This window comes from Streptomyces sp. NPDC052020 (genome assembly GCF_040680575.1).
Taxonomy (GTDB): Bacteria; Actinomycetota; Actinomycetes; order Streptomycetales; family Streptomycetaceae; genus Streptomyces.
Genome location: NZ_JBFAWY010000068.1, coordinates 1 through 13,399, shown reverse-complemented (window position 1 = coordinate 13,399; position 13,399 = coordinate 1). Strand labels below are relative to the sequence as shown.

The 13,399-nt window shown below is 71.1% G+C and carries 10 protein-coding genes; 1 reads left to right on the top strand and 9 read right to left on the bottom strand.

Features of this window, described 5'->3' with window-relative positions; genetic code table 11:
• Positions 1–242: 242 nt before the first annotated feature.
• From rodA to AB0L74_RS34220, 9 genes are all read right to left on the bottom strand, one after another.
• Positions 243–1,442 (bottom strand): rod shape-determining protein RodA, encoded by a 1,200-nt coding sequence (rodA, locus tag AB0L74_RS34260; RefSeq protein WP_365661344.1) that lies wholly within the window; start codon positions 1,440–1,442, stop codon positions 243–245.
• A complete protein-coding gene (mrdA, locus tag AB0L74_RS34255; protein ID WP_365661341.1) occupies positions 1,439–3,727 on the bottom strand; it encodes a penicillin-binding protein 2 in 2,289 nt (762 codons plus the stop codon). The genes rodA and mrdA overlap by 4 nt, the downstream gene beginning before the upstream one ends.
• A gap of 76 nt (positions 3,728–3,803) precedes the next feature.
• Positions 3,804–4,475 carry a rod shape-determining protein MreD gene (gene mreD, locus AB0L74_RS34250; RefSeq protein WP_365661338.1) on the bottom strand — a complete coding sequence of 224 codons (672 nt, stop codon included), beginning with the start codon at positions 4,473–4,475 and terminating at the stop codon, positions 3,804–3,806.
• Between the two features lie 12 nt (positions 4,476–4,487).
• The gene (mreC, locus tag AB0L74_RS34245) at positions 4,488–5,444 is read right to left on the bottom strand and encodes a rod shape-determining protein MreC (protein WP_365661335.1); all 957 of its coding nucleotides are present in this window, start codon (positions 5,442–5,444) and stop codon (positions 4,488–4,490) included.
• 209 nt (positions 5,445–5,653) lie between these two features.
• On the bottom strand, positions 5,654–6,673 hold the full coding sequence (locus AB0L74_RS34240; protein ID WP_028422119.1) for a rod shape-determining protein: 1,020 nt from the start codon (positions 6,671–6,673) through the stop codon (positions 5,654–5,656).
• A 304-nt stretch (positions 6,674–6,977) separates the two neighbouring features.
• Positions 6,978–7,391 carry a nucleoside-diphosphate kinase gene (gene ndk / locus AB0L74_RS34235; protein ID WP_365661332.1) on the bottom strand — a complete coding sequence of 138 codons (414 nt, stop codon included), beginning with the start codon at positions 7,389–7,391 and terminating at the stop codon, positions 6,978–6,980.
• A gap of 90 nt (positions 7,392–7,481) precedes the next feature.
• Positions 7,482–7,841, bottom strand: a complete 360-nt coding sequence (locus AB0L74_RS34230; RefSeq protein WP_365661329.1) for a DUF4233 domain-containing protein — start codon at positions 7,839–7,841, stop codon at positions 7,482–7,484.
• 6 nt (positions 7,842–7,847) lie between these two features.
• The gene (locus tag AB0L74_RS34225) at positions 7,848–9,368 is read right to left on the bottom strand and encodes a folylpolyglutamate synthase/dihydrofolate synthase family protein (RefSeq protein WP_365661326.1); all 1,521 of its coding nucleotides are present in this window, start codon (positions 9,366–9,368) and stop codon (positions 7,848–7,850) included.
• A 98-nt stretch (positions 9,369–9,466) separates the two neighbouring features.
• The gene (locus tag AB0L74_RS34220) at positions 9,467–12,091 is read right to left on the bottom strand and encodes a valine--tRNA ligase (RefSeq protein ID WP_365661324.1); all 2,625 of its coding nucleotides are present in this window, start codon (positions 12,089–12,091) and stop codon (positions 9,467–9,469) included.
• A gap of 137 nt (positions 12,092–12,228) precedes the next feature.
• Between AB0L74_RS34220 and AB0L74_RS34215 the strand changes: the two genes are divergently transcribed.
• Positions 12,229–13,296, top strand: a complete 1,068-nt coding sequence (locus AB0L74_RS34215; protein WP_365661320.1) for a hypothetical protein — start codon at positions 12,229–12,231, stop codon at positions 13,294–13,296.
• The last annotated feature ends 103 nt before the right edge of the window (positions 13,297–13,399 follow it).

The window sequence follows — 13,399 nt, the reverse complement described above, 5'->3', positions numbered from 1 at the left end:
CCCTCTCCCGGGGCCGGTGGAGGGCCCGCCCCCCCCCCCGCCCCGGCCGCCCCCCCCCCCCCCCCGCCGCGGCCCGACCCACCCCCCACCCTGGGCGCTACGCGCACCCCCACCGGAGCCGCACAGGCGCCGCAGGCACCAAGGCGCACCCCCACCGACCAGGCGCCGCAGGCACCAAGGCGCACCCCCACCGACCAGGCGCCGCAGGCACGAAGGCGCCCCCCACCCAGCCGGCGCAGCGCTCACGCCGACATGGGCCGCTGCACGGTGATCGACTGCAACAACCCCACCGCTATCCACACGGCGAACATCGACGACCCGCCGTACGACACGAACGGCAGCGGCAGGCCCGTCACCGGCATGATCCCCAGGGTCATGCCGATGTTCTCGAACGCCTGGAAGGCGAACCAGGCGACGATCCCGGCCGCGACGATCGTGCCGTACAGGTCGCTGGTCTCGCGCGCGATGCGGCACGCGCGCCACAGCACCACGCCCAGCAGCAGGATGATGAACCCGGCCCCGACGAACCCCAGCTCCTCACCCGCCACGGTGAAGACGAAGTCCGTCTGCTGCTCGGGCACGAACTGCCCGGTCGTCTGGGAGCCGTGGAACAGCCCGGACCCCGTCAGCCCGCCGGACCCGATCGCGATCCGCGCCTGGTTGGTGTTGTAGCCGACGCCCGCCGGGTCGAGCTCCGGATTCGCGAACGCCGCGAAGCGGTTGATCTGGTACTCGTCGAGGATCCCCAGCTGCCACACGGCGACCGCGCCGACCGCCCCGGCGCCGAGCAGCCCGAAGACCCACCGGTTGGAGGCGCCGGAGGCGAGCAGCACGCCCAGCACGATGATGACCATCACCATGACCGACCCGAGGTCGGGCATGAGCATCACGATCAGCATGGGCACGGTGGCCAGCGCCAGTGCCTGGATCACCGTCCGGTGGTCGGGGTACGGCTTGTCCCCCGCGTCGACCCGCGCCGCCAGGAGCACGGCCATGCCCAGGATGATCGTGATCTTGACGAACTCCGACGGCTGGAGGGAGAACCCGCCGCCGAGCTGGATCCACGAGTGGGCGCCGTTGACCGTCGAGCCGAGCGGCGTGAGCACGAGCAGGATCAGGGTCACGGACGCCCCGTACAGCAGCGGCACCGCCGTCCGCAGTGTCCGGTGCCCCAGCCAGACCGTGGCGATCATCAGGGCGATGCCGATGCCGGTGTTGAGCAGGTGGCGGACGAGGAAGTAGTAGGGGTCGCCCTGGTTGAGCTCGGTGCGGTTGCGGGTCGCCGAGTACACCAGCACCGCGCCGGTCAGGGACAGCGCGATCGCCGACAGCAGTATCGGCCAGTCCAGCCGGCGCGCGACCGAGTCGCGGGCGAACACCCGTGTCCATCCGGCGCGCTCGGGCCCGTACCCGGAGACCTGAAAGCCGTTCGCCCCGGTCATGCCCGCACCCTCCGCGCCGTCCGGTTTCCGCCCCGGCACCCGCCGGTGCCCCCGCGCCGCCCGCGCCGCCGTGTCCGCCGGTTCTCCGCCGCCGGTGTCGCCACGGTCGCCGCGTCGTCCTGCGGCTGCCCGCTGTCCGCCGGCGCGTTCTCGTCCGGACCGGTGGCCTGCTCCCGCTGCACGGGGTCCTCGGCGATCCTCGGCGCGGTGATGGTCCCGTCCGGCTTGATCTTCGGCAGGCTCTTCGCCGGCTCGGGCAGCAGCGCCTTCTCCCGGTCGACGGAACCGTCCTCCTGGACGCCGTACAGCGCGTCGTAGATCTTGCGGACGGCCGGCCCGGAGGCCCCGGAACCCGTACCGCCCTGGGAGATCGTCATGACGATCGCGTAGTCGTCGGTGTAGGTGGCGAACCACGAGGTGGTCTGCTTGCCGTAGACCTCGGCGGTACCGGTCTTGGCGTGCATCGGGATCTCGTCCTGCGGCCAGCCCCCGAACCGCCAGGCGGCCGTACCGCGGGTGGCGACGCCGGCGAGGGCGGCGTCCATCTTGTCGCGCGTGGCGTCGCTTATGGGCAGCCTGCCGTGCGACTCGGGCTGGATCTCGCTGACCTTCTTGCCGTCGGCGCTGACGATGGCCTTGCCGATGCTGGGGGTGTACAGGGTGCCCCCGTTGGAGATGGCCGCGTAGATGGTGGCCATCTGAATCGGCGTCACGAGCGTGTCGCCCTGGCCGATGGAGTAGTTGATCTCGTCACCGGCGCGCATCTTGTTGCCCTCGACGCAGTTCTCGTACGCGATCTTCTCGACGTACGAGCCGTCCTTCTTGCCCGTCTTGCACCAGGCGTCCTTGTTGGCCTCCCAGTACCGCTGCTTCCACTCCCGGTCGGGGACGCGGCCGGAGACCTCGTTGGGCAGGTCGATGCCGGTCTCCTCGCCGAGGCCGAACCGGTGGGCGGCCTTGAAGAAGTGGTCCTTCGGCTTGCCCTTGGGGTTGATGCCGCCGTCCTTCTTCCACTCCTGGTGGGCGAGCCGGTAGTAGACGGTGTCGCAGGACACCTCCAGGGCCCGGCCCAGGTCGATGGCGCCGTAGTTCGCCGACTCGAAGTTCTTGAAGACCTGTCCGCCGACGTTGTACGCGCTGGAGCACTGGTAGCGGCCGTCGAAGTCGTACCCCGCCTCGACGGCCGCGGCGGTGGAGACCACCTTGAAGATGGAGCCGGGGGCCGCCTGACCCTGTATGGCCCGGTTGAGCAGCGGGTAGTTGGAGGTCTTCCCGGTGAGCTTCTTGTAGTCGGCGGAGGAGATGCCGCCGACCCAGGCGTTGGGGTCGTAGGTCGGGTTGGAGGCCATGGCGACGACGCGGCCGGTCCTGGCCTCCATCACCACGACCGCGCCGGAATCGGCCTTGTAGGTGGTGCCGGTGTTGCGGTCGTACTCCTTGCGGGCGGCCTTCATCGCCTCGTTCAGCTCGTACTCGGCGACCCGCTGCACGCGGGCGTCGATGCTGGTGACGAGGTTGGACCCGGGCTGGGCGGCGTCGGATTCCGCCTTGCCGATGACCCGGCCGAGGTTGTCGACCTCGTACCGGGTGACACCGGCCTTGCCGCGAAGCTGCTTGTCGTACTGGCGTTCCAGCCCGGAGCGGCCGACCTGGTCGGAGCGGAGATACGGCGATTCGCTGTCCTGGGCCTGCTTGATCTCCTCGTCCGTCACGGGCGAGAGGTAGCCCAGCACCTGGGCGGTGTTGGCCTCGCCGGGGCTCGGGTAGCGGCGGACGGCCTGCGGCTCGGCGGTGATGCCGGGGAAGTCCTCGGCGCGCTCGCGGATCTGGAGGGCCTGCTTGGGCGTGGCCTCGTCGGTGATGGGGATGGGCTGGTACGGCGAGCCGTTCCAGCACGGCTGCGGCGTCTCGGCGTCGCACAGCCGGACCTTCTCCATGACCTCCTGGGGCCGCATCCCGAGGACGCCGGCGAGCTTGGTGAGGACCGCCTTGCCGTCGTCCTTCATCTTCATCAGGTCGGTGCGGGAGGCGGAGACGACGAGCCGGGTCTCGTTGTCGGCGAGCGGCACCCCGCGCGCGTCCAGGATGGAGCCGCGTACGGCGGGCTGGACGACCTGCTGGACGTGGTTGCCGGAGGCTTCCTTGGCGTACTCGTCGCCCTCGCGGATCTGGAGGTACCACAGCCGGCCCCCGAGGGTGCCGAGGAGGGAGAGGACGAGGACCTGGATGACGACGAGCCGGATCTGGACCCGTGGACTGCGCCCGGTCTCGGGAATGTTGGTCACTGCGGCTGCGTCCCCCTCTCGGTGTGTGTGCGTGTCCTGCCCGGCCGGCCCGGCGGGCCGGTCACCGTCACCGTCGTCACGGCCGCTTGACCCCCTTGATGCGCCCGGCGCGGGCGCCCCGGGCCCGGGCCGCCTTCACCCGCAGGCCGTTGCGCTGGCCGCCGATGCGCAGCCCGGTGCCGCCGGCGACCCAGCCGGAGGAGATGTCAGTGGTCTGGGCGGCGGAATGGGTCTCGGCGAGCGGGTCGTTCTCCGCCCGCCGGGCCAGGCCCATGATCCCGGGGACGACGAAGGGGGCGAGCAGCAGGTCGTACAGGGCTGCCGTGAACAGCAGGCCGGGCAGGCCGACATGGCGGGCGGCGGTGTCGCCGACGAGGGCGCCGACGCCGGCGTACAGCAGGGTGGAGGCGATGGCGGCGGCGGCCACGACGGCCATGGGACCGGCGGCGGACTTCAGCCGGCCGCTCTCGGGCTTGGCGAGTCCGGCGAGGTAGCCGATGACGCACAGCACCAGGGCGTACCGGCCGGCGGCGTGGTCGGCGGGCGGGGCCAGGTCGGCGAGGAGTCCGGCGCCGAAACCGACGAGGGCTCCGCCGACGTGGCCGTACACCAGGGCGAGGCCGAGGACGGTGAGCAGCAGCAGGTCGGGGACGGCGCCGGGCAGGTGCAGCCGGGACAAGACGCTGACCTGGATCACCAGGGCGACGACGACCAGGGGGACGGACAGCAGGATCCGGTTGACGCGCATGGGCATTCGCTCCTACTGCTCGGGCTGCTCGGACGGGAACCCGCCGTCGTCGGGCGCCTGGGCGGACGGGGTCACGGTCACCGTCACGGTCGGCGTGGGGGCCGGCCGGGGCTTGGCCGGGAGCACCGTGTCGCGGGGGTCCTTGCCGGGGGCCTGGACGACGACGCCCACGATGTCGAGCTTGGTGAAGCCGACGTACGGCGTGACGTAGAGGGTGCGGGTCAGGCCGCCGCCGGAGGGGTCGACGCGGGAGACCACGCCGACGGGGACGCCGGGCACGAACGGCTTGTCGGCCTGGGAGCCGAAGGTGACGAGGCGGTCGCCCTTCTTCACCTCGGCCTTGCCGTTGAGGAGTTCGACGCGCAGCGGCCGGTCGCCCTGCCCGGAGGCGAAGCCGAGTTCGTCGCTGCCCTCCAGGCGGGTGCCGACGGTGAAGTCGGGGTCGCTCGCGAGCAGCACGGTGGCGGTGTCCGGGCCCACGGTCGTCACGCGTCCCACCAGGCCGTCGCCGTTGAGGACGGTCATGTCCCGCTCGATGCCGTCGTTGGCGCCGATGTCGATGGTGATGGTCCAGGAGAAGCCCTGGGCCGCTCCCACGGCGATGACCTGGGCGCCCTTGATGCCGTACTGGCCCTTGCCGGCGATCTTCAGCATGCTGTCGAGCTGCTTGAGGCGGCTGCGGCCGCGGTCGTCGCTGCCCAGCTTCGCCTTCAGGGCCGCGTTCTCCTGCTCCAGTTCGGCGAGCCGGTCGTGGCGCCGGCCGGAGTCGCGGATCGCGGCGACCGCGTTGCCGACCGGGTCGACCGCGGCCGACACGCCGTTCTCGATCGGGCCGAAGACGGTGGCCGCGGCATGCCGGGCGCCGTCGACCGGTGAGTCCTCCCCGCCGCGGATGTCCACCGTGATCAGCGCGAACGCGATGGCGATCAGCAGCACCAGGAGCAGCCGGCTCTCTTTCGTGTCCCTCACGTGCGGCGGCCGTGCCTTCCTCGTCGAAATTCGGGAATGGATGGCGAATTCGCTGGTATCGGCGATAGGGGGTGGAGTGATGCCGAAACCGCCGCGCCTCCGGGTGCGGCCCGGGGTCAGGCGGTCTCGTGTTTTCCGTCTCTCGTCTCTATATCAATGATCCGCCGCACGAGAGGGGATCGTCTCGTACGGCGGAACCGGGCGGCGCGTCATCTGCGCGGCTGGGCGTCCAGGACTTGCTGGAGCGCCTCGAACTCCTCGACACACTTGCCGGACCCGAGCGCCACGCTGTCCAGCGGGTCCTCGGCGATGTGGATCGGCATCCCGGTCTCCCGGCGCAGCCGCTCGTCCAGGCCCCGCAGCAGCGCGCCTCCGCCGGTCAGGACGATGCCCCGGTCCATGATGTCGCCGGACAGCTCCGGCGGACACTTGTCGAGCGTGGTCTTGACGGCGTCGACGATGGCGTTGACGGGTTCCTCGATCGCCTTGCGTACTTCGGCGGCGGAGATGACGACGGTCTTCGGCAGCCCGGAGACGAGGTCCCGGCCGCGGATTTCGGTGTGCTCGTCGGTGTCGAGGTCGTACGCCGAACCGATCGTGATCTTGATCTGCTCGGCCGTGCGCTCACCCAGAAGAAGGCTGTACTCCTTCTTCACGTGCTGGATGATCGCGTTGTCCAGCTCGTCGCCCGCCACGCGGATGGACTGGGCGGTGACGATGCCGCCGAGGGAGATGACCGCGACCTCCGTGGTGCCGCCGCCGATGTCGACCACCATGTTGCCCGTGGCCTCGTGGACCGGCAGGCCGGAGCCGATGGCCGCGGCCATGGGCTCTTCGATGATGTGCACCTGTCGGGCGCCGGCCTGGGACGACGCCTCGATGACGGCGCGGCGCTCGACGCCGGTGATACCGGAGGGCACACAGACGACGACCCGCGGACGAGCCAGATACCGCCGCTTGTGGATCTTCAGGATGAAGTAGCGGAGCATCCGCTCGGTGATCTCGAAGTCGGCGATGACGCCGTCCTTCAGCGGACGCACGGCAACGATGTTGCCGGGCGTGCGCCCGATCATCTTCTTCGCTTCGGCACCGACCGCGAGGATGCCACCGGTGTTGGTGTTGATCGCGACGACGGACGGCTCGTTGAGTACGATCCCGCGACCCCTGACGTACACCAGCGTGTTGGCGGTCCCGAGGTCGACAGCCATGTCACGGCCGATGAACGACATTGAGTTCCCCATCAGGATTCGACTGGCCTTCCCAGCAGCTTATGACAGCTTTTCAGGTCGGCGAGGTGGGTGCTGTGACGTGAATGCTTCCATCGTAGACGCGCCTTCACGGACACAGCGCGAGGGTCTCCGCCATTGTCAGCAGATGGCGTATCGCCTCGCTTGTGGAGACGGCCCAACGGAGGCATTCGTTCCCCCGATCGGCACGCATATGCCACAGGGCGGTCGCGGTGGCAGCGACCGCCCAGGTCAGATGGGCCATTTGGCTGACGGAGCGTCAGAAAAAAGGTGATCTTCGAAAAAATCAGACGCGGCCGGGGAAGAAGATCTTCAGCTCGCGCTCGGCGGACTCCTCGGAGTCGGAGGCGTGGATCAGGTTCTCCCGGACGATCACACCGTAGTCCCCCCGGATGGAGCCGGGGGGCGCCGCGATCGGGTCGGTGGGACCGGCCAGCTGCCGGACCCCCTCGATGACCCGCTCACCCTCGACGATCATGGCGACGACCGGTCCGGAGGACATGAAGGCCACCAGCGGCTCGTAGAACGGCTTGCCCTTGTGCTCGCCGTAGTGCTGCTCCAGGGTCTCGGCGTCCAGGGTGCGCAGCTCCAGCGCGGTGATCTGCCAGCCGGCCTTGCGCTCGATACGGCTGATGATCTCGCCGGTCAGGCCACGACGGACGGCGTCGGGCTTGAGGAGGACGAGGGTGCGCTGGGTCACGGCGGGACTCCTTCGAATCACAGGTGTGCGGGGTCACGAGCGTACCCGGCGCCCCCGGGCACCTGTTACGCAGCGTCAGGCACGCGGGGCTCAGGCGGCGTCGGGGGCCGGGGCGTCGGCGGCCCGCGCCGCGAATCTCGCCTTGGCCTCGTCGATCTTCCGCCCGTAGTGCACCGACGCCCACCACAGGGCGGCGAAGACCGCCCCCATGAAGAACATCGTCGGCACGACGAAGCCGGAGGCGATGAGCGCGATCTGCAGGGCCCAGCCGAGCGCGACCCCGCCGGGCCGGGTCACCAGCCCGCACAGCACCAGGCACAGGAACATCGCGATCCCGCTGACCGTCCACACCGCCGCCATGGACAGGTCCGGGTCCTTCATGGCGACCAGTCCGGCGAAGGCGATGACGAAGAACTCGCCGATCAGAGTCGAGGAGCACAGCGTACGCACGGGATGTCAGCCCCTTCCCAGCAGCAGTCGGGCCTCGCCGACGGTGATGACGGAACCGGTGACGAGCACGCCGCCGCCGGCGAACTCGCCCTCCTCCTCGGCCAGGGTGATGGCGGCCTCCAGCGCGTCCGGCAGCCGCGGCTCGACCTGCACCCGCTCCTCGCCGAACACCTCGACCGCGACCGCGGCCAGCGCGTCGGCGTCCATGGCGCGGTGGCTGGAGTTCTGGGTGACGACGACCTCGGCGAAGACCGGCTCGAACGCCTCCAGCAGCCCCCGCACGTCCTTGTCGCCGCTCGCGCCGACGACCCCGATGAGGCGGCTGAACTGGAACGCCTCCCCGATCGCCTCCGCCGTCACCCGCGCGCCCGCCGGATTGTGGGCGGCGTCCAGCACGACGGTCGGCGAGCGGCGGACCACCTCCAGCCGCCCCGGCGAGGAGACGGCGGCGAACGCCTTGCGCACGGTGTCGATGTCCAGCGGCTCGGCGCGCTGCGCGCCCACGCCGAAGAACGCCTCGACGGCGGCGAGCGCCACGGCCGCGTTGTGCGCCTGGTGGGCGCCGTGCAGCGGCAGGTACACCTCGGTGTACTCGCCGCCCAGCCCGCGCAGCGTCAGCAGCTGCCCGCCGACGGCCACCTGCCGGGCCACGACCCCGAACTCCAGGCCCTCGCGCGCCACGGTGGCGTCCACGTCCACGGCCTTCTTCAGCAGCGCCTGCGCCGCGTCCACCGGCTGCTGGGCCAGGATCACGGTGGCGTCCCGCTTGATGATGCCGGCCTTCTCGGCCGCGATCTCGGCGGTGGTCGAGCCGAGCCGGTCGGTGTGGTCCAGGGAGATGGGGGTCACCACGGCCACGTCACCGTCGATGACGTTGGTGGCGTCCCAGCTGCCGCCCATGCCGACCTCGACGACGGCCACGTCGACGGGGGCGTCCGCGAAGGCGGCGTACGCCATTGCGGTGAGCACCTCGAAGAAGGACAGCCGGTACTCCTGCTGCCCGTCGACCATCTCGACGTAGGGCTTGATGTCCTGGTACGTCTCGATGAACCGCTCGGCGGAGACCGGCGCGCCGTCCAGGCTGATCCGCTCGGTGATCGACTGCACATGCGGCGAGGTGTAGCGCCCCGTGCGCAGGTCGAAGGCGCCGAGCAGGGCCTCGATCATGCGGGCGGTGGAGGTCTTGCCGTTGGTCCCCGTGATGTGGATGGACGGGTACGTCCGCTGCGGCTCGCCCAGCACGTCCATCAGCGCGGCGATCCGGCTGACGGACGGCTCCAGCTTGGTCTCGCCCCAGCGGGTGGCGAGCTCCGCCTCGACCTCCCGCAGGGCCTTGTCGACCTCCGGGTCCTCCGGGCGCGCGGGCACGTCGGCCTGCGGCGGACCGCCCTGGGTGCGCAGGGTCCGGCTGCCGGCCTCGATGACCGCGAGGTCCGGGTCGCGGTCGGTCTCGGCCTCGATGATCTCGTCGAAGGAGTCGACCGGATCGGGCTGCTCGCTGCTGTCGTGCGGGGGGAGCTCACTCACGGTGCCCAGTCTACGGAGCGCCGCGGGCAGAGGACGGCGAAGGTCCCCGGAGCCGGTGACTCCGGGGACCTTCGCGCGGACGGATACCGCCGATGCGCCTACGCCTCGGGCAGCCGCTCCAGCTGTGCCTGGATCCGCGCGATGTCCTCGTCCGCCTTGGCGAGCCGGGTGCGGATCTTCTCCACCACGTGGTCGGGCGCCTTGGCGAGGAACGCCTCGTTGCCCAGCTTCGCCGTGGCCTGCGCCTTCTCCTTCTCGGCGGCGGCGAGGTCCTTGGCCAGGCGCTTGCGCTCCGCCGCCACGTCGATCGCGCCGGACAGGTCCAGCGCGACCTCCACGCCCGCGACGGGGAGGGTGGCGGTGGCGGTGAAGGCGTCGCCCTCCGGCTGGAGCCGCAGCAGCTGCCGGATGGCCGGCTCGTGCGGGGCGAGAGCGGTGCCCTCCAGGGCCAGCCGGGCCGGGACCCGCTGACCGGGCTGGAGGCCCTGGTCGGCGCGGAAGCGGCGGACCTCGGTGATGAGCGACTGGAGCGTGGCGATCTCCCGCTCGGCGGCCTCGTCCCGGAAGCCGGAGTCCGCGGGCCAGTCGGCGATCACGAGGGACTCGCCGCCGGTGAGCGTGGTCCACAGCGTCTCGGTGACGAAGGGCACGACCGGGTGCAGCAGCCGCAGGGTGACGTCGAGGACCTCGCCGAGGACGCGCTGGCTGACCTCGGCGGCCTCGCCGCCCGCCTGGAAGGTGGTCTTGGACAGCTCGACGTACCAGTCGAAGACCTCGTCCCACGCGAAGTGGAACAGCGTGTCGGAGAGCTTGGCGAACTGGTAGTCCTCGTAGTAGGCGTCGACCTCGGCGACGACCGAGTTCAGCCGGGACAGGATCCACCGGTCGGTCGGCGACATCGTCGACGCGTCCGGCAGCGGGCCCTGGACCGTCGCGCCGTTCATCAGCGCGAAGCGGGTCGCGTTCCAGATCTTGTTGGCGAAGTTGCGGGAGCCCTGGACCCAGTCCTCGCCGATCGGGACGTCCACGCCCGGGTTGGCGCCGCGCGCGAGGGTGAAGCGGAGCGCGTCGGAGCCGTACTTGTCCATCCAGTCCAGCGGGTTCACCACGTTCCCGAAGGACTTCGACATCTTCTTGCCGTTCTGGTCACGGACCATGCCGTGCAGGGCGATGGTGTGGAACGGCGGAGTGCCGTCCATGGCGTACAGGCCGAACATCATCATCCGGGCGACCCAGAAGAAGAGGATGTCGTAGCCGGTGACCAGGACGGAGTTCGGATAGAACTTCGCGAGGCTCTCGGTCTGCTCGGGCCAGCCCAGCGTGGAGAACGGCCACAGGCCCGACGAGAACCAGGTGTCCAGGACGTCGGCGTCCTGGTGCCAGCCCTCGCCGCCGGGCGGCTCCTCGTCCGGGCCGACGCAGACGACCTCGCCGTTCGGGCCGTACCAGACCGGGATGCGGTGGCCCCACCACAGCTGGCGCGAGATGCACCAGTCGTGGAGGTTGTCGACCCAGTCGAAGTAGCGCTTCTCCATCTCCTGCGGATGGATCTTCACCTTGCCCTCGCGGACGGCGTCGCCGGCGGCCTTGGCGAGCGGGCCGACCTTGACCCACCACTGCATGGACAGGCGCGGCTCGATGGTGGTCTTGCAGCGCGAGCAGTGGCCGACCGAGTGGACGTAGGGGCGCTTCTCGGCGACGATCCGGCCCTCGGCGCGCAGCGCGCCGACGATGGCGGAGCGGGCCTCCAGCCGGTCCAGGCCCTGGAAGGGGCCGTGCGCGGTGATGACCGCGTGCTCGTCCATGACGGCGATCGCGGGCAGGCCGTGGCGCTGGCCGATCTCGAAGTCGTTCGGGTCGTGGGCCGGGGTGACCTTGACCGCGCCCGTGCCGAACTCGGGGTCGACGTGCTCGTCGGCGACGACGGGGATGCGGCGGCCGGTGAGCGGCAGCTCGATCTCGGTGCCGACCAGGTGCCGGTAGCGCTCGTCGCCGGGGTGGACGGCGACGGCGGTGTCACCGAGCATCGTCTCGGCCCGGGTGGTCGCGACGACGATGGAGGCCTCGCCCTCGCCGTAGCGGATGGAGACGAGCTCGCCGTCGTCGTCCTGGTACTCCACCTCGATGTCGGAGATGGCCGTCAGGCAGCGCGGGCACCAGTTGATGATGCGCTCGGCGCGGTAGATCAGCTCGTCGTCGTAGAGCCGCTTGAAGATGGTCTGGACCGCCTGGGACAGACCCTCGTCCATGGTGAACCGCTCACGCGACCAGGCCACGCCGTCACCCAGGCGCCGCATCTGGCCGGAGATCTGCCCGCCGGACTCGGCCTTCCACCGCCAGACCCGCTCGACGAACGCCTCGCGGCCCAGGTCGTGCCGGGACTTGCCCTCCTTGGCCAGCTCCCGCTCGACGACGTTCTGCGTGGCGATGCCGGCGTGGTCCATGCCGGGCTGCCACAGCGTCTCGTAGCCCTGCATCCGCTTGCGGCGGGTGAGGGCGTCGATCAGGGTGTGCTCGAAGGCGTGGCCCAGGTGCAGGCTGCCCGTGACGTTCGGCGGGGGGATGACGACGGTGTACGGCGGCTTGTCGCTCTTGGCGTCCGCCTCGAAGTAGCCCCGTTCCACCCAGCGCTCGTACAGCTTCCCCTCTACCTCGGCCGGCGTGTACTGGGTCGGCAGTTCGGTCGTGGGCGCTTGCTGCGGCTGCTGAGTGTTCTCGGTCACGGGGGTCAGTTTAGAGGTGTCGCGAGCCAGTCCCGAAACGCGATTCGTTGTAACGGCGCGGGCCCCCGGTGCCCCGGACACGTCGTCTCTGCGCCAGGATGTCAGCGACGCACCAGCATCCGGAGGGGAACCCAGTAATGAGCTACGACCAGCCGGGCCCGTACGGCGGGCAGCGGCCTCAGCAGCCCGGACCGTACGGCCGGCCGGGCCCCTACGGCCAGCCGCCGCAGGCCCCCCAGCCCGGCTACGGCCAGCCGCCGCAGGCCCCGCAGCCCGGCTACGGCTACCCTCCGCAGGCCCCTCCCGCCCCGCCGCAGCCCGGCTACGGCTACCCGCAGCAGCCCCCGCAGGGCGTCCCGCCCCAGGCGCCGCCGCCCTACGGCCAGCAGCCCGCACCGTACGGCCAGCAGCCGCCCCAGCAGCCCGCACCGTACGGCCAGCAGCCGCCCCAGCAGCACCCGTACGGCCAGGCCCCCTACGGCATGCCCCAGCCCCCGGCGCCCGGCGGCGGGAAGAAGAAGACGGGCCTGATCATCGGCGCGGTGGCGGTCGTCGCGGCGATCGGCGTCGGCGCGTACGTCGTGCTCGGCCCGGGCGGCGGCGCGGGCGGCGGCGCGGGCGGTGTCGAGGACGACGGGCCGCACAAGCTGGCGACGCCCCAGACGGTGCTCGGCGAGTACAAGCGCTTCTCCAAAGACGGCGCGACGGCCGGGGACGACTCGGCGGCGCTGGGGAAGAGCGGTGTCGAGAACGGCACCACCGTGATCGGCGCGTACTCGACGGCCGACTTCGGCGACTACGACCCGAGCGATCCCTCCGGCGGCTCGGGCGCGTCGGAGTTCGCCACCGCCCGGACGATCACCTTCGCCGGCGCCTACGGCGAGGTCCCGGACCCCGAGGCGGCTCTCGACAAGTTCTTCGCCGACATGAAGAAGTCCTCCGAGGAGAACTCCTCCGGCAGCGCCAGAGCGGAGCTGATCGGCGAGCCGGAGGCCGTGGACCTGGACGGCGCGCTCATGAAGTGCCAGGCGGCCAAGGGCCGGAACCTCCTCACCAAGAAGGTGAAGACCGACTGGTTCTGCGCCTGGGCCGACCACAGCACGCTCGCCATGGTGTCGCCGGGCGACGCCGCCGAGGACGTGACCAAGGACGTGGCGGCGGACCTCACGGCCAAGCTCCGCGCGGAGGTCCGCGTCAATTCCTGACCCCGGCTGCCGTGACACGCCGAGAGGGCCCCGGTCGTCCGACCGGGGCGCACGGCTGGACCAACCCCGGCGACCCGGCGGCCGCGGCCGAACAGGCCCACCG

What these genes read in the sequence shown, in the direction of transcription:
- rodA (WP_365661344.1), bottom strand. Translation starts at nt 1,442, where the DNA reads ATGACCGGGGCGAACGGCTTTCAGGTCTCCGGGTACGGGCCCGAGCGC.
- mreD (WP_365661338.1), bottom strand. Translation starts at nt 4,475, where the DNA reads ATGCGCGTCAACCGGATCCTGCTGTCCGTCCCCCTGGTCGTCGTCGCC.
- AB0L74_RS34240 (WP_028422119.1), bottom strand. Translation starts at nt 6,673, where the DNA reads ATGTCGTTCATCGGCCGTGACATGGCTGTCGACCTCGGGACCGCCAAC.
- AB0L74_RS34215 (WP_365661320.1), top strand. Translation starts at nt 12,229, where the DNA reads ATGAGCTACGACCAGCCGGGCCCGTACGGCGGGCAGCGGCCTCAGCAG.